Origin of the sequence: Bacillus sp. 220_BSPC, from assembly GCF_001054655.1 — a bacterium.
Taxonomy (GTDB): Bacteria; Bacillota; Bacilli; order Bacillales; family DSM-1321; genus Peribacillus; species Peribacillus frigoritolerans.
In genome coordinates this window covers 1-21,282 of the sequence record NZ_JVPL01000298.1, presented here as the reverse complement: position 1 = coordinate 21,282, position 21,282 = coordinate 1, and the positions used below count along the sequence as shown (strand labels likewise).

Annotated in this window: 23 protein-coding genes and 1 pseudogene; 16 read left to right on the top strand and 8 right to left on the bottom strand. The window is 40.3% G+C overall.

Annotation, left to right across the window (positions count from 1 at the left end):
- Positions 1-265: 265 nt before the first annotated feature.
- A complete protein-coding gene (locus ADA55_RS24840; RefSeq protein WP_034307482.1) occupies positions 266-1,192 on the top strand; it encodes a CobW family GTP-binding protein in 927 nt (308 codons plus the stop codon).
- A 66-nt stretch (positions 1,193-1,258) separates the two neighbouring features.
- Positions 1,259-1,405, top strand: a pseudogene (locus tag ADA55_RS30170) (hypothetical protein); the annotation flags it as partial.
- 436 nt (positions 1,406-1,841) lie between these two features.
- Here the strand turns inward: ADA55_RS30170 and ADA55_RS24835 are convergent.
- A complete protein-coding gene (locus ADA55_RS24835; RefSeq protein ID WP_048688669.1) occupies positions 1,842-2,084 on the bottom strand; it encodes a hypothetical protein in 243 nt (80 codons plus the stop codon).
- A 111-nt stretch (positions 2,085-2,195) separates the two neighbouring features.
- Between ADA55_RS24835 and ADA55_RS24830 the strand changes: the two genes are divergently transcribed.
- The 6 genes from ADA55_RS24830 (at position 2,196) to ADA55_RS24805 (ending at position 7,336) form a co-directional block, all read left to right on the top strand.
- On the top strand, positions 2,196-2,462 hold the full coding sequence (locus ADA55_RS24830) for a hypothetical protein (RefSeq protein ID WP_048688667.1): 267 nt from the start codon (positions 2,196-2,198) through the stop codon (positions 2,460-2,462).
- A gap of 120 nt (positions 2,463-2,582) precedes the next feature.
- Positions 2,583-3,545, top strand: coding sequence for a YncE family protein (locus tag ADA55_RS24825; protein WP_048688665.1), 963 nt, complete (start codon positions 2,583-2,585; stop codon positions 3,543-3,545).
- 5 nt (positions 3,546-3,550) lie between these two features.
- Positions 3,551-4,237 carry a response regulator transcription factor gene (locus tag ADA55_RS24820; protein ID WP_048688663.1) on the top strand — a complete coding sequence of 229 codons (687 nt, stop codon included), beginning with the start codon at positions 3,551-3,553 and terminating at the stop codon, positions 4,235-4,237.
- Positions 4,234-5,649, top strand: coding sequence for a sensor histidine kinase (locus ADA55_RS24815; protein ID WP_048688660.1), 1,416 nt, complete (start codon positions 4,234-4,236; stop codon positions 5,647-5,649). The genes ADA55_RS24820 and ADA55_RS24815 overlap by 4 nt, the downstream gene beginning before the upstream one ends.
- A gap of 19 nt (positions 5,650-5,668) precedes the next feature.
- The gene (locus tag ADA55_RS24810; RefSeq protein WP_048688658.1) at positions 5,669-6,106 is read left to right on the top strand and encodes a FixH family protein; all 438 of its coding nucleotides are present in this window, start codon (positions 5,669-5,671) and stop codon (positions 6,104-6,106) included.
- 447 nt (positions 6,107-6,553) lie between these two features.
- Entirely contained in the window at positions 6,554-7,336 is a 783-nt protein-coding gene (locus ADA55_RS24805) for a CAP domain-containing protein (RefSeq protein WP_048688655.1), read from the top strand.
- 193 nt (positions 7,337-7,529) lie between these two features.
- Here ADA55_RS24805 and ADA55_RS24800 read toward each other — a convergent pair whose 3' ends face one another.
- Positions 7,530-7,997 (bottom strand): hypothetical protein, encoded by a 468-nt coding sequence (locus ADA55_RS24800; RefSeq protein WP_034307462.1) that lies wholly within the window; start codon positions 7,995-7,997, stop codon positions 7,530-7,532.
- Positions 7,998-8,155: 158 nt separating this feature from the next.
- Between ADA55_RS24800 and ADA55_RS24795 the strand changes: the two genes are divergently transcribed.
- The gene (locus ADA55_RS24795; protein ID WP_082162913.1) at positions 8,156-8,929 is read left to right on the top strand and encodes an SDR family oxidoreductase; all 774 of its coding nucleotides are present in this window, start codon (positions 8,156-8,158) and stop codon (positions 8,927-8,929) included.
- 62 nt (positions 8,930-8,991) lie between these two features.
- On the opposite strand, the gene ADA55_RS24790 is transcribed toward ADA55_RS24795, so the two are convergent.
- A complete protein-coding gene (locus ADA55_RS24790) occupies positions 8,992-10,347 on the bottom strand; it encodes an MATE family efflux transporter (protein ID WP_048688651.1) in 1,356 nt (451 codons plus the stop codon).
- A 354-nt stretch (positions 10,348-10,701) separates the two neighbouring features.
- Positions 10,702-11,814, bottom strand: coding sequence for a mechanosensitive ion channel family protein (locus ADA55_RS24785; RefSeq protein ID WP_207118092.1), 1,113 nt, complete (start codon positions 11,812-11,814; stop codon positions 10,702-10,704).
- A gap of 192 nt (positions 11,815-12,006) precedes the next feature.
- Here ADA55_RS24785 and ADA55_RS24780 point away from each other — a divergent pair, with 192 nt between their 5' ends.
- Positions 12,007-13,095, top strand: coding sequence for an undecaprenyldiphospho-muramoylpentapeptide beta-N-acetylglucosaminyltransferase (locus ADA55_RS24780; protein ID WP_309247772.1), 1,089 nt, complete (start codon positions 12,007-12,009; stop codon positions 13,093-13,095).
- A 52-nt stretch (positions 13,096-13,147) separates the two neighbouring features.
- Positions 13,148-13,291: a DUF2639 domain-containing protein gene (locus tag ADA55_RS28950; RefSeq protein ID WP_072273150.1), complete on the top strand. Its 144-nt coding sequence runs from the start codon at positions 13,148-13,150 to the stop codon at positions 13,289-13,291.
- A gap of 41 nt (positions 13,292-13,332) precedes the next feature.
- Here the strand turns inward: ADA55_RS28950 and ADA55_RS24775 are convergent, their stop codons facing one another.
- The 4 genes from ADA55_RS24775 to ADA55_RS24760 form a co-directional block, all read right to left on the bottom strand.
- Complete coding sequence (locus ADA55_RS24775; RefSeq protein ID WP_063593858.1) at positions 13,333-14,016, bottom strand: LrgB family protein; 684 nt, start codon at positions 14,014-14,016, stop codon at positions 13,333-13,335.
- Positions 13,991-14,383, bottom strand: coding sequence for a CidA/LrgA family protein (locus ADA55_RS24770; RefSeq protein ID WP_053087462.1), 393 nt, complete (start codon positions 14,381-14,383; stop codon positions 13,991-13,993). The genes ADA55_RS24775 and ADA55_RS24770 overlap by 26 nt, the downstream gene beginning before the upstream one ends.
- 205 nt (positions 14,384-14,588) lie before the next feature.
- Positions 14,589-15,143, bottom strand: a complete 555-nt coding sequence (locus ADA55_RS24765) for a GNAT family N-acetyltransferase (RefSeq protein WP_048688640.1) — start codon at positions 15,141-15,143, stop codon at positions 14,589-14,591.
- 333 nt (positions 15,144-15,476) lie between these two features.
- Positions 15,477-16,256, bottom strand: a complete 780-nt coding sequence (locus ADA55_RS24760) for an undecaprenyl-diphosphate phosphatase (protein WP_048688674.1) — start codon at positions 16,254-16,256, stop codon at positions 15,477-15,479.
- A gap of 208 nt (positions 16,257-16,464) precedes the next feature.
- Here ADA55_RS24760 and ADA55_RS24755 point away from each other — a divergent pair, with 208 nt between their 5' ends.
- From ADA55_RS24755 to dapF, 5 genes are all read left to right on the top strand, one after another.
- Complete coding sequence (locus ADA55_RS24755; protein WP_048688671.1) at positions 16,465-16,785, top strand: DUF4870 domain-containing protein; 321 nt, start codon at positions 16,465-16,467, stop codon at positions 16,783-16,785.
- A 228-nt stretch (positions 16,786-17,013) separates the two neighbouring features.
- Entirely contained in the window at positions 17,014-17,808 is a 795-nt protein-coding gene (locus ADA55_RS24750; RefSeq protein ID WP_048688637.1) for a hypothetical protein, read from the top strand.
- Positions 17,809-17,896: 88 nt separating this feature from the next.
- The gene (locus tag ADA55_RS24745) at positions 17,897-18,469 is read left to right on the top strand and encodes a beta-class carbonic anhydrase (protein WP_048688633.1); all 573 of its coding nucleotides are present in this window, start codon (positions 17,897-17,899) and stop codon (positions 18,467-18,469) included.
- A gap of 156 nt (positions 18,470-18,625) precedes the next feature.
- Positions 18,626-19,927, top strand: coding sequence for an NCS2 family permease (locus ADA55_RS24740; RefSeq protein ID WP_048688630.1), 1,302 nt, complete (start codon positions 18,626-18,628; stop codon positions 19,925-19,927).
- A gap of 180 nt (positions 19,928-20,107) precedes the next feature.
- Positions 20,108-21,094 (top strand): diaminopimelate epimerase, encoded by a 987-nt coding sequence (dapF, locus tag ADA55_RS24735; RefSeq protein WP_048688626.1) that lies wholly within the window; start codon positions 20,108-20,110, stop codon positions 21,092-21,094.
- Positions 21,095-21,282: the final 188 nt, after the last annotated feature.

Here is a 21,282-nt window from a genome sequence, read left to right as displayed (position 1 = left end):
CCGAATAACTGGCTAGCCGAGACCCCACAGACGCTTGCGTCGAGGAGGCTCGGGAGACAGTCGGCGGAAAGGGAGCGGATTTCTGAAATCGCCTGGACGTTTTTAAATAAAAAACCGCAGTCGAACTCGCTTTTCTTCGAATTTGCCTAGTCTGAAACCAGCTTACGGGCTGGTTTTTTTATGTGAATCTGGCAAGTGCTTTAGTAAGCTAATTATGATAAAATTTAACGGAATCGAATTTAACCGGATTTAGGAGCAGATAAGAATGAAAACGACCGAAGTGTACATATTGGGCGGCTTTCTCGGCAGTGGGAAAACGACGCTTCTTCGAAATATTTTAAAACAGGAAAGTGAAGCGGGCAGAAAAGTGGCAGTGCTTTTAAATGAGCTCGGCAGTGTATCGGTTGACAGCGGACTCATAGGTGATGGAGTGCCTCTGAAGGAGTTGTTTGACGGGTGTATTTGCTGCACAATTCAAGATAAACTGGAGGTTCAGCTTCATGAGTTACTAACCGAAAATGAACTGGATGCGGTTTATATTGAAACGACGGGTGCAGCTCATCCAGTTGAAGTATTGGATGGCATCATGTCGCCGATTTTCGCCAAAAAGCTGGAATATAAAGGGATCATCACGGTCGTCGATTTATTAAGGTGGCGCGATCGGGAGGAACTGTCTCCGCAGCTTCGACAGTTGCTTGCAGAGCAAATCCATCATGCCGATTTCATTTTATTGAATAAAGCGGATATGGTAAGTGAGATGGAGGCCGCACAGCTAATATATACGATACAGGCGCTGAATACGGATGCTGTATGTTTATTGACGGAGTATGCAGCCGTTTCCTTGGCATCATTGCAGCAAATGCAAAGAAAAAGGCATAATGGACATCAAAAGCTTGATGTACATGACCATTTGCACTTAACTGCAATCGTTCATACATTTGAAGGTGCTGTGGCACAAACCGACTTTGAAGAGTGGCTTAGGGCTCTGCCGGAAACGGTCTATCGAATGAAAGGATATATTTCCTTTACACATTCACAATACCCGCATTTATTCCAATACTCTTACGGAATGCCGATGTATATGAATGAAATGATGAAAATGCCATTGAATATCGTCATGATCGGGGAAAAGTTGGATAAGGAAATGTTGATCGGTCAGTTGAAAGCTTTGGAAGCGAAAGCGGCCCGATAAACGTTTACCGCCCATTAAAGAAGGGAAACATGAAAAGAAGACTTTCTTATTAAGGAGGCGGTATTAGTGCCATGGAATAAGAACGATTACCCAAACTCGATGAAGAATCTAGATAAAGATGTTAGGGAAAAGGCTATAGAAATCGCAAATGCATTATTGGATGAAGGATATGAGGATGGAAAAGCCATTCCAATTGCCATAGACCGGGCTAAGATGTCAGTAGGAAATGATTGAGAAAATGGGGCTGTCCTAAAAGTCAGTAAAATGACCTTAAGAAGCAACCCTCCTTTTATAAAATTTATGCATAAAAAATCGCAAGGTACATTTTAAGCTAATTACGAAGAACTAAAAGCTAAAGCAAAAGTGAACCTTTTGAATCAAATGTACAAATTTACGCTCGACGAAAAATCGAGGTAGAGAGTGTTTTTTGGTCATACAAGGGCAATCGGCGTTCCGTCGCTTTTCGCTTCGGGGTTTAACGAAAGTTCAAACGGTGGCATCGTAGCTAGAGTCCATATTATTCTGAAGGTAGCCGGCTTTTGCCAACTACCTTCAGGGAAAAATTATAAAAATAGAAAAACAGGTGAGGAAAAACGAATTGTTTTTCTTCACCTGTTTTATTTTAGGAACTTATAAGACAGCCCCACTTTTATTGTTGCATTCCAAAGGCGGCAAATGTCTTTTCGTCTTCTATCAATCCGCAAGCAGCACATTGAACCCGAACTTCAGGACCATTATATGCTAGATGGAATGGCTGAAGGGAATCGTTCGAATATTGTTCAACAATCTCACCGGATTGGGGATCCTTTTTAATGGGGGTTGCTACTTGCTGAATGAGATTGAAGCGAGATTTATTTGTCCGGCAATTCGGACAGCGGTATACTTGAGACATTGTACTCACTCCTTTTTTGGATTTTAAAAAGCATGATATCTTATTATTAAGTTAGTCTTTACAAACTTGAATATTTATATGTATAAATTAGTAATGGAGGGAAGGGATACTATGAAAGAAAATGTCAGGCAAGAAGAATTACTGGTGGCTTATTTAAGCATATGGAACAATCGTAAGGTGAGTGATGGAGGTGGAAGGGAAGTGTTGCCGGAACTCATCCGACGAGAGCTTTTGGATGAAAATGCCCATCCCCGAGCCCGAAAACCAGTATTGGAGAAATTTTACCTTTCTATTAAACGCGTGATGGAATCTTCGCTTTCGGAAGAAATGAAAAATGCGATTGTAATGGCCTATATCACTGAATTGGAAAGATTATGATTTTTCGAGTGTGATACGGATGCTTGTTAGCAAATATTCTTTTATGCTTCATACTTTTTTCACAAATCATTGTTAAAATTTTTAAAAAATAGATATTTAATGAATAAGGAGCTTAAAATTATGAAGTGGGGCATTGGGCTTTTTCTTGCCATCGTACTGCTTACGGGGTGTAATAGCGGTAATGCATTTACTAAAATCAATAAAAGTCAACCTTTCCTGGCAACTGTCAATATCAAGGATACATCACTGACTTTCATAGACGAAAACTATCATGCTTTTGCAAAATGGGATATTTCAGAACCATTTACCGGAGCCCTGCTCCTGGCAGACAAAGATACTATCCTGCTTTATGGAAAAGAGATGGAGAAAGTCCAAGTGTACTCTTTATCTGCAGGAAAACTGATAAACAGTTGGGAAATTGGGAAAGGGATCGTCAATATGCAGTTGTTGCGTGATGGTAAAAGCATCGTGGCGGTCAATCAATCGAATCACTCCATTTATTTTTTAAATGCTGATGGGGAGGAACAGGATATTGTCAAGGTTGGTAAAAGCCCCTTGACCGTTCTTCAAGGAGAGCAAGCGAATCGATTGTATGTTATTAATTTTGGTGATACCAAATGTTCAGTGATAAATCTTGAAACGAAAAAGGTCGATTTCGAATTTCCCGTACATAGTTCCAGCACAGGCACATTATTAAGGGAAGAAAAGGATGAAATATGGATCGGAGGACATGGTGATGGGGATCAAGTGGAAGAAGATCTATATATTTATTCGGCAAAAACGGGAGAGTTGAAGAAAAAGCTTAAGGCCCCGACCATGCCGATAAAGTTCCTGGAAAATGATGAAGGAATATTTGTCCTTAGTCATGGGACTAGCTCCTTATATAAATTGAATGATCAATATGAGGAAGTCAAAAGCAAAGTGGTCGGCGTCAACCCCTTTGAAATGGCGAACTTTAACGAAGATGTGGTCGTGGCGGGATATGATAGTGATGAAGTGTATGTAATGGATGCTGAAACAGTCGATGTTAAAAAAACGATCAAAGTCGGCGAAGGTCCATTCCAATTGATGTTGAGGGAGTAGATGACATGCATGTTTACACCATTTTAGTCGTGGATGATGAAGAAGATATGCGAAATCTGGTTGAAATGTATTTGCTGAACTCAGGTTATCGATGCCTTCAAGCTGCGAATGGAAAAGAAGCTATAAGTATGGTTGAAACAGAGGAAGTGGATTTAATCCTATTGGATATCATGATGCCAGGTATGGACGGTTTCTCCGTTTGTGAAGAAATTCGTGAAAATTGGGAAATCCCTGTGATATTTGTCAGTGCGAAAGGTGAAGAATGGGATAAGGTGAAAGGGCTGAAGCTTGGCGGCGACGATTATATCGTCAAACCGTTCAATCCAGGAGAATTGGTTGCAAGGGTCGAAGCGGTATTGCGAAGGACAGGGAAATTATCATTGAATGAAGAGAATCAAAACCATGTCCGATTCGGTAAAATCAGCTTGAACTTACAATCCAGAACGGTTTTAGTGGAAGGGAAGCCAATCAATTTAACCTTGAAAGAATTCGAATTGCTGTTATTCCTCATGCGTCATAAAAGCCAGGCACTCAGCCGTGAACAACTGCTTGAAAATGTATGGAGCGGTGAGTATGGAGGATCTTTACGTACTGTGGATACCCATATTAAAACGTTACGAATGAAATTAAGAGCGGCCGATTACATTCAAACCGTCTGGGGAATCGGTTATAAGATAGAGGAAAAGAAATGATCTATAAATGGCGAACCCTTTCTTTTAAATTATGGCTTACCATTATCTCCGCCATCATCCTATCCGTGCTGTTCGCTTACTCCCTTTCTCAATATTATTATAAAAATCTATATGTGGAGAAGCTTAAAACGGATTTAGTCAATGAAGCATCATTGCTAGGGGCGGATTATTCCGGCGGAGAAATCAGCGAAGACTTTAAGCAAAAAGTTGAATGGTTTAACAGTAAGAACGACAGCGAAGTCTTTGTCGTCAATAATCCCAGGGAATTGAGTGCCTGTCTGCCTTTTGAAATCAATTATGATACCCTTATTTCTGAAGAAGAACGGCAAATGCTCTTAGATGGGAAAGCCGTTGAAAAAGAGGGATATGAGAAAAGGTTTGAAAAGAACATCGTAGCGGCGATCATACCCCTGATTGACGAAAATCGCCTCGAAGGTATCATCTATACATATATTCCTGTAGATTCCATTACGGTCTTATTTAAGGAATTTGCTGCAAAATGGTTGGCGGCGGTTCTATTATTTTTGATTGTCGCGATTTTGTTTACTACTAAATGGTTGAAAAAGCTAGTCAGTCCGATTAAGGAAATCGAGACTGCGGCCCATCGTGTCTCAGAGGGGGATTATGACATACAGGTCGAGGTAAGGAGTCATGATGAGATAGGTAAACTGGCAATAGCCTTTAATGATATGGCCAATTCCATCCATTTGGAAGAAGAAAGAAAAAAAGAATTTCTGGAAAATGTTGCACATGAGCTCAGAACCCCGCTTAGTTACGTAAAGGGATATACGCAGGCCATATTGGATGGTGTCGTGAAAAGTGATGAAGAGCAACGGAAATACCTTCAACTCATTTCAAGGGAGGCTCTTAGGCTGCAGCGGCTTGTGGGAGATCTTATGGACTTATCAAAAATGGAAAGTGCTCCATTCCTGTTAAATAAAACCCCGATTGCTTATGCGCAATTCATTGAAGACGTACTTGTGAAATATGAACCGATAATAAAGGAAAAACAATTGGGCTTGAAGCTAGACCTGGATCCAGACCCGATTATTTTTGGGGATGAAGGAAGGATGGAACAGATCCTGCATAACATTTTTGATAACGCCATTCAGTATACGGATTCCGGAGGGGCGATTCATATTACCCTAATTCAGCATAAAGATGATTGCGAACTGCTGGTAACTGACACGGGCAACGGGATTCCGGAAGCGGATCTGCCGTATATCATGAATCGTTTTTACCGTGTGAACAAAGCACGCAGCCGTTTTGATGGCGGTTCAGGGCTTGGACTGTCCATTGTAAAAAAATTGGTGGAATTACAAAATGGTAAAATCGAAATAGAAAGCAAGGAAAAAAGGGGAACAACAGTCAGGTTCATCCTGCCGAATATAAAAGAAGAGTGGAATTCATAAAAAGGGGATATGTTCAAAAATGAAAAAAATCATGTTATTTTGCATGGCGTTAATTTTTTTGGCTGGATGCGGCAAGAAAGAGGAAATTCCAAAAATGTTAAATGTCGATTTAGCTGTCGATCCAATTCAGGGTAAAGTGAATGAGCCAGTGAAATTTCAGGCAAAAGTAACATATGGGGACGAAGTCGTGACAGATGCGGATGATGTCAGTTTTGAAATTTGGCTTGCGAATAGCGATGACCATGACAAGATAGCAGTAAAACATAAAGGGAACGGTATATATGAACTGGAAAAGACTTTTGATGAAGAAGGAACCTATTATGTATATGCCCACGTAACGGCAAGGGACATGCACAACATGCCAAAGAAAGAATTCGTCATTGGTAAACCAAGCACTCCCGAACAAAATGGCGGAAAAAAAGAAATGGATGAGATGAATGATGAAGAAATGAAATGATGAATGTACCATCAAAATCAAAACAATTCGGGCCTAAATCCGGATTGTTTTTTTATTTGGAAAAATGTTCAAGACGATAGGGGGAAAATGACGAAATGTCGAAGTGAAACCGAAAAATTTGTAACATAAAAGTAAAGAAAGTCATAATAATCCGGTTAGTAACGATATGTCAACTAAAAGTTATTAGTATTCCATGGAAATGGTTCTATGTAACTACCATTGACAAATAATTACTGGAAAAATATGAGTATTTATACTGATGGCAGAAACATAGATAGTTAAAGCATTTATGCTTGTTTTCTCTGAAACTTGGATCATAAATATATTTTCATTCGCATCCTGTGAATTTGATGGAAATTGATGGTGCCTTTATTACAAAAAGTGCATGTTATGATAATTCCAGAAGCAAAGCACAACAAAAAATGAACATCACAGGAGGAAATACGAATGAAAAAGAAAATGATTATGTCAGCAGCAGCGGCTGCAGCTATTATATTCACAGGAGTAGGAGCTAACCAAGCTGAAGCAGCCAACTGTGATACAGTGAAACAAGTAACTTATAAAACTACGAATAAAGAGGATATGCAAAAAGTCCTTAACCAATACCTAGCTAAATACAATATCACTATACCTGCTGCGCAGGCACAACAAAAACCAGTTCAAAAACCAGTTCAAAAACCAGTTCAAAAACCAGTTCAAAAACCAGCTCAAAAACCAGCTCAAAAACCAGCTCAACAACCAGCTCAACAAGAAGCTGGAACAACGAACCAATCAAAACCAGCAGCAAAACCTGCAGCACCAGAAGTAACACCTGATAAATCAACTGATAAAAAACCAGAGACAAGCTCTGAATTAAGTGCTTTTGAACAAGAAGTTGTTAAATTAACGAATGCAGAACGTGAAAAACAAGGTTTGGCAGCTCTTAAAATCGACACTGAGTTGAGCAAAGTTGCACGTATCAAGTCTCAAGACATGAAAGATAAAAACTACTTTGACCACAATAGCCCGACTTACGGCTCACCTTTCGATATGATGAAACAATTCGGAATCAGCTATAAAACAGCTGGCGAAAACATCGCACAAGGTCAACAAACACCTGAAGAAGTGGTACAAGCTTGGATGAATAGCCAAGGACACCGTGAAAACATCATGAATTCTAGCTTTACTCATATTGGAGTAGGTTACGTAGAATCTGGTAACTACTGGACTCAACAATTCATCGGAAAATAATAGATTAATAGAATAGTGCATCCCATTAAATTGGGGTGCGCTTTTTTTTTGCGAGAATGGATCATTCCATTCCATGAAAAAAATAAATTGTGACATCGATTGGTTCTCTATAATGTACCCAAATCTAAAAAAAATTGAACCAAGAAATAACTGGAACCGCACCTTAACATCAGTGAGGTCCCGGTGAAGCCACTTAAATTTCCGATACATCGATTTCTGAATACTGTGTATTGAAACTTTTTTGAAGCCGTATTTCCAATGTTGATTCTTTATATTGGGCTGATGCCCCTTTTTTCTTTACAGGTGCGGGGAGTGTTATGACATGCCGATCTGACTCTTCAGGAATCCCCTCGATGATGGATTGGTTAGATGTATGGTAAAGTTTCATTTTCTTTAGCCAAGATTCATCTTGTATTGGAATTCTTACGAAGACATATAAGTGGGTTTCAAATACTTCGGCATGTAAAGGATGTTCAGATCTGGCATTTACTTTTTGTGAGCCGCCATCATTTTGGTTCATCATACCTTGCATATTGTCAGGGATCACTTGTGAAAATACCTTTTCAATGAACGATTGAACATCACTTTGCTGCATATTTTTCATGAATTCCTTTTGGTTCGGGTTATTCTTAAAAGAAAAAAGTGAATTCCAGGGAAACATATTGAATTCCTCTCTCCTGCTTATGGTCTGACAGGTTTATTTGTTATATTTTATGCAGCTAAAGCCCAGAGGTTCTTTTTTATAATTACTAAATTATAGAAAATGGAATAAACTTATGTATAATTAAGTAAAATCCATTAGATAAAGAGGGTAAGCCTGTGGATGAAAAAGTAGCTTTTATTACTGGTGGAGCAACGGGTATCGGCAAAAGGATGGCATTTTCACTCGCGGATAATGGAATGTCCATCATCATTACTTATCGAAAAAGTAAAAAGGCAGCTTTAGCATTAGTGGATGAATTACAGGAAATGTACCATGTTAAGGCAATTGCGATTCAAGGTGACTCGTCAAGTGAGGAAGATTGCCGGAATATATTGCAAAAGATTTCGGAGACATTTGGCCATGTTGATATCTTCATTCATAACGCAGGGCCATATATGCATGATCGTAAACCGATGACTGATTATGGCAGCGATGAATGGAAGTACATCATGGACGGGAATTTAAATGGTTTTTTCTATTTTGCGAAGGAACTTATTCCACAAATGCGCAGCAGAAACTGGGGCAGAGTCATTACCTTAGGGTTTGAACGGTGTGAAACTGCACCAGGTTGGATTTATCGTTCTGCTTTTGCCGCTGCAAAGAGCGGCTTGACCTCCTTGACAAGAACTTTGGCTGCGGAAGAAGCTACTCATGGAATCACCGTGAATATGGTTTGTCCTGGTGATATCATAGGGGATTGGAAAGAGAAGGAAATAAGGGTCGCGAGAGCAGAAAAGGATGATACGGTTCCAGTCGGCAGACCGGGTACGGGGGAAGATATAGCGAGGGTCATCACGTTCCTTTGTGATGAAAAATCAGATTTCATTACCGGGAGCATCATACCGGTAACAGGCGGTAAGGATGTTCTTGGGAAAATATATAAAGCCTAGTGATTTAGAATTTGAATTCGGTATGAAAAAAGTGAGGCCGGTGTAATCCAGCCCCACTTTTTTTATGCCATTTTTTTATATTTTACTTGCTGAATGTACCGTAAGCGAGCAGCCAAGCCTATAGCCCCAAGAGCCAAGCCGGAAATTAAGCCGATCCAATAACCAAAGGCTCCCATATCCGTAAACTTTGCAAAGAAATAGCCAATTGGAAGCCCGAGAATCCAGTAGGAGACCAGTGACATGGCAAATGTGACATTTACATCCTTATATCCACGCAAAATGCCCTGAATAGGTGCCTGCAGGGCGTCCGATATCTGAAAGAAGATGGCATATATTAAAAAATGTGATGTCAGCATCATTACTTCGTGATCTTTAGTGTATAAAGAGGCCACAGGTTCACGGAAGAGGAAGAGGATGGTCGACAAAACGAGTGACATCGTCAAGGCCATCGAAATGCCAATCCAGCTATACTCTTTGGCATCTTTATAACGGGCTGCCCCAATTTCAAATCCAATGACAATCGTCAATGCCATGGATATACTTAGCGGTATCATATAAAGCAGTGACGCAAAATTCATGGCAATCTGATGTGACGCAATCGTAACGGTATCATACTTACTCATCAAAAGGGTGACAGCCGAAAAAATGCTTGTTTCAAAGAAAATAGCGAGCCCGATGGGTACCCCAATCAATAATAAGGCCTTCCATTCTTTCCAGGAAACCCGGAAAAATTCAGTGAAAACCTGATATGTCGAAAATGGGTTTATTTTTATCACGACCAGTATGGCCACCAGGGCAATTAACCAATAGGTAATGGCAGTGGCATACCCGGAACCGACACCGCCAAGTTCAGGGAATCCAAACTTCCCGTATATTAACAGGTAATTAAAAAGGACGTTTACCGGGAGTGCACATAAGGTAATGATCATGGAAATCCTAGTTTGCCCCAGAGCATCGATGAAAGCCCTCAACGCATTATAAATGAATAAAGGAATGATACCGAGTGAAAGGGCGATCAAATAATCATGAGCCACCATGTGGACACTATCTTCAAGATCCATGGCATTCAATACGGGGTTCAGAGAAAAAGCTCCAATGATTAAAATGAACAAGGCTAAAGCCACAGCTAAATAAATGGCCTGCATCACGGAATAGGAAACGGATTTGGACTGCCTGGAACCCACCAGCTGTGAAACCACCGGTGTTAAGGCAATCAATATCCCGCTCAGCCCCGTATACACGGGTGTCCATAGCGAACTGCCGATGGAGACGCCAGCAACGTCCTGAGTGCTGTATTGCCCCGACATCATCACATCAAAAAAAGTCATGGCATACATGCTGATTTGGGTGATCAGGATAGGTATCAATATATAAAATAACAGGCGGATCTTTTGTGATTTAGTATAAGTCTGATTCATCAAAGTACCTCAATATCAATATTTGGAATTTTCAACACAATGAAAGAATTATATCACATAACCATGTGATGTTTTAAGAGTTTTTATTTTAAGCAAAAAAGACTTGCCGTTTAGGGCAAGTCGCAGTCTATAGACAAATTCGATATTTAATTAAGATTGCCTACATTATTTTAGGCAGTGTAAATTATGAACGTTGATTTCCAACTGCATGCACTCGCTTTCCGCGGGCGGTCCCGGGAGCTTCCTCGGCGCTTTGGCGCCTGTGGGGGTCTCCCTTGACGCGCTCTTCCCGCAGGAGTCTCGAACACCCGCTCCAATCAACTTTGTTTAAAAATTCAGATGGAACCCCTTTTGTCAGTCGCGCATGGATTCAAAATCATTCATGGCTTCCATATCTGAGTCTTTTTGAAGAATGAATGCCTGTGAAGGAATGGCAATTTGTACACCTTCCTGTTCCAATATCTCCATTATTTTAAAGTTCACATCTTCTTTGATTGATAAATATCCTCCAAAGTCCGTGGCTTTCGTGAAGAAATATAGGTAAAGGTTGAAACCGGAATGACTGAACTCATCAAATTTAACCAAAATCGTTTCCGGATGTACTTCAGGATGATCAATAAGCATTCTTTCAATGTCTTTAATGACATTTTCCAATTTTTCTTTTGGTGTCGTGACATTAACACCCAAATGGAAGGCAATCTGTCTTTTACCCATCTTGGACCAGTTGATGATCGGTTCATTCGAAAGGGTCGCATTCGGGACTGTAACTAAAGCTTGGGCAAAAGTCCGAACTTTAGTGCTTCGGAATGTGATGTCTTCAATGGTTCCCTCCACACTTGGAGTTTTGACCCAATCTCCTATGGTAAAAGGTTTTTCGGTAACGATGACGATACCCCCGAAGAAATTGCTGACGGTATCTTTAGCGGCAAGTGCGAAAGCCAATCCACCCAAACCAAGCCCTGCAACAAATCCATCGACATTAAATCCCCATTCTTCCGCAATGATGGAAGCCCCAAAAGCAATGATGATTATGTTTATGATTTTCGTAAAGAACGGCATGACGATTTGATCGACTTCTAGTCCGAATTTACTTACCAATTTCGGAAATAAAATGGTTAAGATAGAACTGATATTAAAAATCGTCCAAAAGAATAAGAAGACAAAAAACGATCTGTATATTTTCGATCTGAGTTCAGCCGAAGGTGAGTCGATCGGAAAGTAGTGCAGTGAAATGATAACCCCAATCAAAACGATAAGCCATCTTACTGGCTGTTCTATTGCGAGCATTAAGTTGGCGGCAAATTCAACTTTACGTTTTTCTGCAATCCGTAGAAAGAACTTGAATATATATGTAGTAAATACTTTCCGAAGCAAAAGGAAGATTAGAAAAATGCCTATGGAAATTCCTAATTTGGTCCAGGCTTCGATTCCATCAAATTGATTGAGTGATTCAGAAACTTCTTGCAATGTATTACTCCTCCATTGTATCTTGTAGTATTGTAGAATACTAAGATTATAATATATTCACGCTGAAAAAGGAAAAATAATCGATAATTACATACATAATGGGGGATTTCGGTTCACTGAATACTTTTTCAAGTTATTAATGGCAAGGATATATGGTAATATGTATGCAAAGTGATTTTTTAAGTTTGGAAGGTGGAAATATTGACTAAGAAAATAGTATTTACCGGAGGCGGTTCTGCCGGTCATGTATCTGTTAATGCAGCAATCATCCCCGAATTTTTAAAGAATGATTGGGATGTTACTTATATTGGTTCAAAAAAAGGCATTGAAAAAAATATCATCGAAACGGAATTTCCCGAGGTCCGTTATGAAACGATTTCCGTTGGGAAATTCCGACGTTACCTATCTGTTGAAAATATGAAAGACCCTTTCCGGGTCATAAAAGGGATTTTTGATGCACGAAAAATATTAAAAAAGACCAAGCCTGATTTCATTTTTTCTAAAGGAGGTTTCGTTTCGGTTCCAGTCGTTTTGGCAGGCAGGATGCTGAGGATTCCGATTGCGATACATGAATCGGATTATACGCCTGGTCTGGCTAATAAGATCGCGATGCCACTTGCATCGAAAATTTTCACAACCTTCCAAGAAACGGAAAAAGACCTTCCGAAAGAGAAGGCCATGTATCTTGGCGCTGTATTGCGCGATGGAATTTTTACGGGAAAAGCTTCTGCTGGTAAAGCATTTTGTGGATTCACGAATAACAAACCGGTGCTACTCGTTATGGGCGGAAGCCTTGGGGCCGTTAAAATCAATAATTTAATTACAGATAATCTTGATGCCTTATTAAAGGATTATCAGATTATTCACATTTGCGGGAAGGGAAATGTGAAAAGCGAATTGAAACAAAGGGGATATGCTCCTTTTGAATTCGTGCACGAAGAATTATTCGATCTTTTGGCGGCTGCAGATGTCGTTGTTTCAAGGGCTGGTTCAAATTCTATCTTTGAATTCCTTGGTTTGCAAAAGCCGATGCTGCTTATCCCTCTAAGTGCCAATGCATCCCGTGGAGATCAAATCCTGAATGCGTCAAGTTTTGAAAAACAGGGTTTTTGTAAAGTAATCCAGGAAGAAGAGCTGAATGATCGGATTTTTAATGCTACATTAGCGGATTTATTGAAAAAATCGGATGAATATCAAGAGAAGATGCGTCAAAAACGCCCATTCAAAACGGCAGCTGAAATGTATGAATTACTGCTTAAAGTAATGGCTGCAAAAAAATAAGTATCATTCCCCTCTATTCAGCATATCTTTTTCGAAAAGAGGAGGGGGTAGAATGGCTTATGAATATTCCAAGGGATGGTTCATTCAGCAGCTAAAAGCCGCAGGGATTAGCTACCATCCAATTGAAAAAAGAAAGCTGGAGCTGTATAAAACTTATATCCTAAGGCGTTTATACGAGGATCTGCAAAAAAGATAATCATAAAAATAACCGCAACGTCGTTGACGTTGCGGTTATTTTTATAGGAATTTACTTATAAAAGGAAAGAAACAGGATATAAGGATACCTGCGATAGCCATTGCCGCACCTGCGACAGCCCCGGTAAACTCACTTTCCTGGGCAGCTTGAGCCGTTCCGAGACCATGAGCGATCGTACCATAGGCGATACCACGTGCGAAGGGCATCGTAATGTTTAGTTTATCCATCATTTTTGGAGCAATCATCGTACCCAGCACCCCTGTCAAAACGACGAAGGCAGCTGATATATTGGAATTTCCGCCATAAAGTTCCGTGATTTCAACCGCGATGGGCACTGTAATGGATTTAACTGCCAATCCTTGGAATATGAATGGCGGAAGTGAAAATGCTTTAGCGATGGCGAAGGCAATGATCAATGTGGCAAGGAGACCAAAAATCATGCCGCTAATTGCCGGCATTGCATATTTAACGATTATTTTTCTATTTTTATAAAGTGGGACGGCCAAAGCAACGGTAGCTGGTCCCAGGAAATAGGTGATGATGTCTTTTCCTGGTGAATAATCCTTGAAGTCCAAACCGCTGATCAGCAGTACGAGAATAATTGTAACCGTACTGAAAAATACGGGCGTCGTAAAAGGTGATGGATGTTTAGCATAGATTTTCCTTCCAATGAAATAGGCAAGGATGGTTATCAAGATGCTATATATTGTGATGAGCGCTGTCATGCTGTTTAATCTCTCCTCTATGGGATAGCTTCTGAACGGTCCATGCTGAAACGATGAATCCAAATATCAGGCTGACTCCCAATGTAAATGCCAAAGGCAAACCGAATTCAATGAAAAGCCATCCCATGGTCATTAAACTGATTGAAATGGGAATGAAGAAAAAGGCTAGGTGCTTTACCAAAAATCCTGAAGTAAGTTCAATCCATTCGACTTTTATGACCTTCGTCTGTAATAAACCGAATAACAGAATCATGCCGATGACGTTGCCTGGTATAGGTAAGTGAAGTAAATTGGCTAAATAATAGCCAAGCCTGCAAATGATGAGCAGGAAGATAAGCTGCACGATAAAAGCAAATGTTTTTTTCATGATTAAGTCCTTTCAATGACGCTTTGAATATATTGTTGAATTGGTCAATTGTATTCATTATAAAAAAATATCCCTAAAAAGAATAGGGATTTGCAGCAATCTATGTTTAACATCCTGTGAAACTGGAAAAAAGAGCTTTCCAGGTATGGAAGCTCCGGCCATTTTATGAAAGGATAAACAAAGCCATATTGAAATGTTCTTCGCACTATGCTTCAAGTAACTGCTGTTCGTCATCATCATGCTGTCTAAGGATATGAAAGTTGTATAAATCTTTAGGGATTTCATACAAATCGTAGATATCAGCTTCATGATTGATCTGATCATAAAGGGATTTTCTTGTTTCGTTGGCATTGACGGCATAGGGAAGCTTTTCTGCGGCTTTTATGGAGCGGATATTTTTTTTGCGAATTCGCATGAAGACCGTTTCCAAACCGAGCTCGAAAAAAAGCTCTTTGAAGAAAGCGTCTTTTGCGATGGCATTATACCCTTTTCCATGATAAGGCTTGCCAAGCCATGTGCCTAAGAAACCTGCACCATTTTCAATATCGTATAAAGAAATACAACCGATGGGATTTTCCCATTCATCCAAGATTGTTCGTGAAATGAGTTGCCCAGCATCTTCGGCTTCGATCGTTTGCTTAGTAATGAAAACATATTCTTCATATGAATCTACCTTATGGCGCACGAAAGGGAAGACATCTGGATGCGTCATTTGTTCATAAAGAGAAAAACAATCTGTGAAATCTCTCTTTTTTAACATTTCCGTCCCTCCGTTTGAGGGCAGTTCTTATGCGTAGTCGCTGCCCACCCTCGAAATTTTTTAAGTCGTTCATCAAAAAATTTCGGGGTGGGAATCGAACCCACTAGAACCGGAAACCGGTGGCGCACCATTTGCCTTCCCTATTTTTATTGTCAGAAAGTATGCAAATCTAAAGAACCTTACGAAGGTATAATACTAAAAAAAAAACGGTTTGGGAATAGGTTTTTTGCCTTTTTTTTTCGTCAAATTTCAACTTTTTCTCGAAGGGTGAAATCTTTAGGCAACCGTCTGCATAGTTCCATGAAAAACTGCTTTTTTCGCCCGCTTTTTTCTTTAAAATTTACCTGTGAATTGCATGAATAAAATGATTGCGCCAAGGGCCCATACATATATGGAGAATATTTTGAGTGAACGCTTTTTTAAGAAATCGATCATCCATACCACGGCTATATATCCAAAGATTGCTGCTGACAGGGTTCCGACGAAAAGCGCAGTGAGTGGAAGCCGTTCAACTTCTCCTGTAAAAATCGGTTTCATCTGAAATACGATGCCACCCGTAATGGCAGGAATGGAAAGCAAAAAGGAAAAATAGGCTGCAGTGGCCCTATCCAGTCTGCAGAAGAGGCCAGCGGCTATCGTTAAGCCGGAGCGCGAAAGAGCTGGCATGATGGCAGCAGCTTGGAAAGTACCGATGATCAGCGCATCTTTAATCGAAATTTCATGAAGGGATTTGCCGCCTTTCCTTACTCCGTCGGCTACCCATAAAATCAGTCCGGTCGCTAAAAATTCCCAGCCTATGGTCACGCCTGTTTTTGAAAGGCCATCAAACCAATCACCGAGTAAAATGCCGGCTATCACGGCAGGAATCGTCCCAGCAATGAGAAGCAGAGTCATTTTGGAGAAAGGATTTTTCAAAATGGCAATTATGTCATTCTTATAGACGACCAATAACGCCAGCAAGGTTCCGATGTGGAGCATGGTATCCAGAAAAATGCCGGCCTCGTCAAGGTGGAAAATATGCCGTCCTAAATATAAATGTCCAGTGCTTGAAATAGGTAAAAACTCAGTCAAGCCTTGAATGATCCCAAGGATGAAGGCTTGAAATTCATTCAGCAAAAAAACATCACTCCATTCTAGAAGGTATAGGACAATCCATTATTTAAACTGTATGCACAAGACGGATGAACATGTCCGGATTTTATTGGTGATATCAAGAAAAGGCAGTCCAGATTTACCTTCTTTCGAATATAATGAGAGGAAAAATGAAACTATTTTTCATTTGATTCGTAATTATTTATATGGGAAAGGAGGAGAAGACACTATGCCTACTAAAGATGAAAAAGTGTTTGCTGCCCTTATTTATGTGATCAGCTTTTTTACAGCATTTATCGGTCCTTTGGTGATTTGGTTATTGAAGAAGGACTCGTCACAATTTGTGGATTATCACGGAAGGGAATACTTGAATTTTTTCATTTCCTACACCGTATATTCAATAGTTGCAGGGATACTCACAATAGTATTGGTTGGATTCTTACTATTGCCGGTAATCGGGATAGCATTAGTCGTATTCACCATCATTGCTGCTGTTAGGGCTTATGAAGGAACGGATTATCGATTCCCGTTGATTTTCAGGATATTATAGAATGATGTAAAAGGATTCCGTTCATTCGGAGTCCTTTTTTATTTGGACCGTGTTGGGAATTGCCCTTCTTTAAAAAGGGAATAGATCACATTAAAGCGAATAAAGTATTATGATAACTACTTCCCTGCACATTTAGGAAGCGGATCCGGGCGGATTGTGGTACTGCTAATCAATGGCCGCCCTAAAGGCGGTAATCTTTCTTGTAAGGAGTGAGGAGCAAAGCGGGATATGAATATACGTGAATATTATCAGAAAACGAGCAATTCAAATTTTCATGCATCTTGGGTATCTCTTCTTTTGGCCATTGTCTTTTTCATTTGCCATATTTTTGCGATGATTCCGGGCAATATATTATTGATAACTTCTCCTTTTATTTTCTTTAGCATTGCTCAATTTGTCAGTCATCGTATATATGAAAATAGAATGAAGGAATTGCCTGAAGAACATATCGGGACGAATGCCGGGTTATTAAAAAATGAACATGTTTTATTGACTTTTATGCCAGCACCGACTTTGCGACTGCTTCTCTTTGCGCCGGATGGGTCACTAATGGGCGAGGTACGTGATTTGAATATGAAGTGGTTCATGTGGATGATTCCCAATTTTTTGTCGATGCTAATGGCCAAGCGATATGAACTGGTGGACCATGAGGGGCGTTTGCTGGCTAAGTACCATATCAAAAGGGGGCTTTTCAATAAAATGACGATCCTGGATGATCAGGGCGGCATTATTGGATCGTATCAAGAAAATCGGTCATTCGTGAAGGTAAATGGAATGATCTATAAGGAAGATGGTACGGAATGGATGCCAATTGAAACGCCAGGAAGTGTAAATTCTTTCGAGATTGCCACAAAAGACGGGGAAAAGATCGCTTCATACCAAGAAGGCTGGATGCCTTTGGAGTGGGGGAAACGATTCAAGACTAATACACCCATACTTTCTTTTTCATCGAATGTTGCTGAAATTCCTAAAATCATTGTCTTTGGGTTCTGTGCAGCCACGCTGAATCATCGTTCAAATTGACTACGGTTCCCCTTTAGCAAATCTTTTAAATACCTGATATAATAATAGGAGATACATAGATTAAATACATAATAAAAAGGTGGTAAATATGAGTTTACTTAATGAGATTCTGGATTATAATGAACAGTTTGTAGAAAAAGGTGAATATGTTAAGTATAGGACGGATAAGTTTCCTGAGAAACGTATGGTCATCATAAGCTGTATGGACACTCGGCTTGTTGAACTATTGCCAAAATCCTTGAATGTCAAAAATGGTGATGTCAAAATCCTGAAGACTGCCGGGGCAATCGTCTCACACCCATTCGGAAGTGTCATGCGGAGTATCCTTGTTGCTATTTATGAGCTAAAGGCAGATGAAGTATTGGTCATACCTCACCATGACTGCGGGATGGCATCAGTCGATGCCGATGCTGTAATGGACAAGATGATCGAACGTGATATACCAAAGAGCACCATCGATACACTGGGAGCTGCAGGAATCGATATCCGCAGTTGGCTTCGCGGATTTGATGATGTTTATGAAAGTTGTAAGAACAGCGTCGAAGTGATTAAAGGACATCCATTGATTCCTAAAAATATTCCTGTGCATGGTCTAATCATTTCGCCTGATACAGGGAAGCTGGAATTGGTAGTGGATGGGTATTCGCAAGAACAAAAATAATATATTCATCGAGGCTGTCGGGAGTATTTCCGACAGTTTTTTTCAAATTTTTATCCTTGCTATTTATTTTTATCCTTTTTTTTGTTAAAATCGCCAAGTGTAGTTTGTCACTAATACAAACGGGTGGGCGAGGGATAAATTTGATAAGGATACAACATGAAGAAATTAAACTTGGAAACGTTTTTTCATTTTTCCGACTATGGTACGAATGGAAAACGTGAAATCCTTGCTGGAGTGGTCGGCTATTTTACGATAGTCTATATTCTCATCGTGAATTCCCTGATTTTATCGGAAGCGGGCATACCGATTAATGGTGCAGTGATTGCCACGATTCTTTTATCTGCTTTAAGCTGTGTCATGATAGGACTTTGGGCAAATGTCCCAATCCTTCTCGTTCCAGGAATGGGCGTCAATGCCCTATTTGCTTATACCATGGTTCAAGGAATGGGTCTATCATGGCAATCGGCTCTTGGTGCTGTGTTTATCTCGGGGGTAATTTTTGTAATCATCGCTTTTACAAAATACTCCAAGATCATCAGTGATTCGATTCCAAGTTCGATAAAAGAAGCCATATCTGTTGGTCTTGGCTTATTCTTGATGCTGATCGGTCTTGAAAAGGGCGGGATAATCACAGGAGGTTCATCATCAATCGTCGCACTCGGAGATTTAAGCGATCCAGCGGTGTGTGCAACGGTGTTGACCTTTTTACTGGCGATCACGCTGTTCATCAAGAATGTCCCCGGTAATTTCATGATTACCATCCTGGCAGGCAGCCTCATTGCCTATTGGTTCGGGACGGTTCAACTATCGGAAATCCATCTTTCAGGCATTAACACAGCTTCCTACGGCGATCTTTTCTTTTCATTATCGTTTCTGGAAGCGAACCGGATTGAATTCTGGATAAGTGTATTTGCGATGACGATGGTTCTTGTTTTTGAAAATATTGGTCTTGTACACGGGCATGTAGACAGTATCAACCGCCAGGATGCCTATAAAAAGTCGCTGCAGGCGACAAGTGTGTCCGTTCTATTATCAGGCTTATTCGGTTCGAGTCCTACCGTTGCAACAGTTGAAACGGCAGCAGGAATCGCTTCAGGAGGCAGGACTGGTCTTACTTCAGTGGTGACGGGCGTGCTATTCATTCTATCACTGTTATTTATACCGGTGATTAAAGTAATCCCTGATAGTGCCATTGCCCCCATCTTAATTATCATTGGCATTTTGATGCTCGGAAACATAAAAAAGCTGAATTTCAGTGATTTAACCGAGAGCATACCTGCAATCATGATCATTACGATCATTCCTTTCACATACAGTATTGCCGATGGAATGGCATTCGGTTTCATCCTGTACCCATTCTTGAAGCTTGTAACCGGAAAAGCGAGAGAAGTGTCAGCCCCGATGTATGTGAGTGCCGGAATGTTCATCGTCTATTTCATTATTGGTATGATCGGTTAAAATTCAAAAGAGCGGTTGGAATGAGTTAATTCTTATTCCAACCGCTTTCCTTATTGGTTTTTTCGTCGAAAAAATGGATTTAATATGATTTACGCGATGACACATCCAGCTCGAAAATGCTATGATATAGAATATTAAAAAATGATAAATGATAAGCAGCATATTAGAGGATGTGACAGGATGATTATTGAAGGTTTAAAAAGCCATGGTTCAGGAAATGATTTCTTGATCATTGATGAATTGACTACAACCCTGACGTTTACTGAAGAAGAGCGGAAAAATTTCGCGAAGGCCCTATGCAATAGGGAGAAGCTTGGAGCGGATGGTATTTTGTTCGTAATGAAAAGTGAACATGCTGATTGCCGGATGCGTGTCTTTAATGCAGATGGATCGGAAGCCTCAATGTGCGGTAATGGACTTCGCTGTGTGGCACGTTACGCGTATGACGTTCTTGGGCTCGATAAAATGATCGTGGAAACCATGAAGGCTAATTTACTCGTCGAAAAAACGGAAGATATTTATGAGGGGATTCCGACTTTCAAGGTGGAAATTTCCCCGGTAAGTTTTAATGTGAGAGATCTACCTCTTGTATTGGATAAAGAACAGCTGCAAAACGAAACATTGCCGGAACTGCATGATACCCTTTTATTTTCGGCATTAGCGGTTCCTAATCCACATTTGATCTCACTTGTCGATAGTGATGTTTTACAAAGTGATTTGCAGGAAAAACTTTCAACAAAGGTCAATCAACCGAATGAGCTTTTCCCTGATGGTGTCAATGTCAGCTTTGTGAAAGATTTGGAACCAGGGAGCATTTATGTGCGGACATTCGAACGTGGAGTTGGCTTCACGAATGCATGTGGAACGGCGATGTCGGCTTCTAGCCTAGTAACATGCTCTGTTGGGTTAAACGCGTTGGAAAGTGAAATATCTGTCTACAATAACGGTGGAAAAGTTAAATGCGTGGTCCACCATGATGAAGAAAGCCAAACGTATTCAATTGATTTAATCGGGAATGCAACCTATGAATTCAAGGTATCGATTGAAATAGACTTAGATCAGCCTGAAAAATTTGAAATGCTTGGAAAAGAGGATTTTGAATTGGAAACAAGCTTATATGCCAAGCTGCAGGATGAAGTGCAAAGTTATTTGAAAACAAAATTATAATGAAATTTTCAAACTGCAGGCGAACTCGAAAAAAGCGAGTTTTCCTGCAGTTTTCTTATTTAAAGTTGCAGTTGATTTCAGAGATCCGCTCGCTTTCCGCCGACTGTCTGCCAAGCCTCCTCGGCTCAAGAGCCTGTTGGGTCTCGGCTAGCCAGTTATTCGGCAGGAGTGTCGCAAATTTCTTCCAT

Coding starts and splice junctions, on each gene's coding strand:
- ADA55_RS24840 (WP_034307482.1), top strand. CDS start 266: ATGAAAACGACCGAAGTGTACATATTGGGCGGCTTTCTCGGCAGTGGG.
- ADA55_RS24835 (WP_048688669.1), bottom strand. CDS start 2,084: ATGTCTCAAGTATACCGCTGTCCGAATTGCCGGACAAATAAATCTCGC.
- ADA55_RS24830 (WP_048688667.1), top strand. CDS start 2,196: ATGAAAGAAAATGTCAGGCAAGAAGAATTACTGGTGGCTTATTTAAGC.
- ADA55_RS24825 (WP_048688665.1), top strand. CDS start 2,583: ATGAAGTGGGGCATTGGGCTTTTTCTTGCCATCGTACTGCTTACGGGG.
- ADA55_RS24820 (WP_048688663.1), top strand. CDS start 3,551: ATGCATGTTTACACCATTTTAGTCGTGGATGATGAAGAAGATATGCGA.
- ADA55_RS24815 (WP_048688660.1), top strand. CDS start 4,234: ATGATCTATAAATGGCGAACCCTTTCTTTTAAATTATGGCTTACCATT.
- ADA55_RS24810 (WP_048688658.1), top strand. CDS start 5,669: ATGAAAAAAATCATGTTATTTTGCATGGCGTTAATTTTTTTGGCTGGA.
- ADA55_RS24805 (WP_048688655.1), top strand. CDS start 6,554: ATGAAAAAGAAAATGATTATGTCAGCAGCAGCGGCTGCAGCTATTATA.
- ADA55_RS24800 (WP_034307462.1), bottom strand. CDS start 7,997: ATGTTTCCCTGGAATTCACTTTTTTCTTTTAAGAATAACCCGAACCAA.
- ADA55_RS24790 (WP_048688651.1), bottom strand. CDS start 10,347: ATGAATCAGACTTATACTAAATCACAAAAGATCCGCCTGTTATTTTAT.
- ADA55_RS28950 (WP_072273150.1), top strand. CDS start 13,148: ATGGCTTATGAATATTCCAAGGGATGGTTCATTCAGCAGCTAAAAGCC.
- ADA55_RS24775 (WP_063593858.1), bottom strand. CDS start 14,016: ATGACAGCGCTCATCACAATATATAGCATCTTGATAACCATCCTTGCC.
- ADA55_RS24770 (WP_053087462.1), bottom strand. CDS start 14,383: ATGAAAAAAACATTTGCTTTTATCGTGCAGCTTATCTTCCTGCTCATC.
- ADA55_RS24765 (WP_048688640.1), bottom strand. CDS start 15,143: ATGTTAAAAAAGAGAGATTTCACAGATTGTTTTTCTCTTTATGAACAA.
- ADA55_RS24755 (WP_048688671.1), top strand. CDS start 16,465: ATGCCTACTAAAGATGAAAAAGTGTTTGCTGCCCTTATTTATGTGATC.
- ADA55_RS24750 (WP_048688637.1), top strand. CDS start 17,014: ATGAATATACGTGAATATTATCAGAAAACGAGCAATTCAAATTTTCAT.
- ADA55_RS24745 (WP_048688633.1), top strand. CDS start 17,897: ATGAGTTTACTTAATGAGATTCTGGATTATAATGAACAGTTTGTAGAA.
- ADA55_RS24740 (WP_048688630.1), top strand. CDS start 18,626: ATGAAGAAATTAAACTTGGAAACGTTTTTTCATTTTTCCGACTATGGT.
- dapF (WP_048688626.1), top strand. CDS start 20,108: ATGATTATTGAAGGTTTAAAAAGCCATGGTTCAGGAAATGATTTCTTG.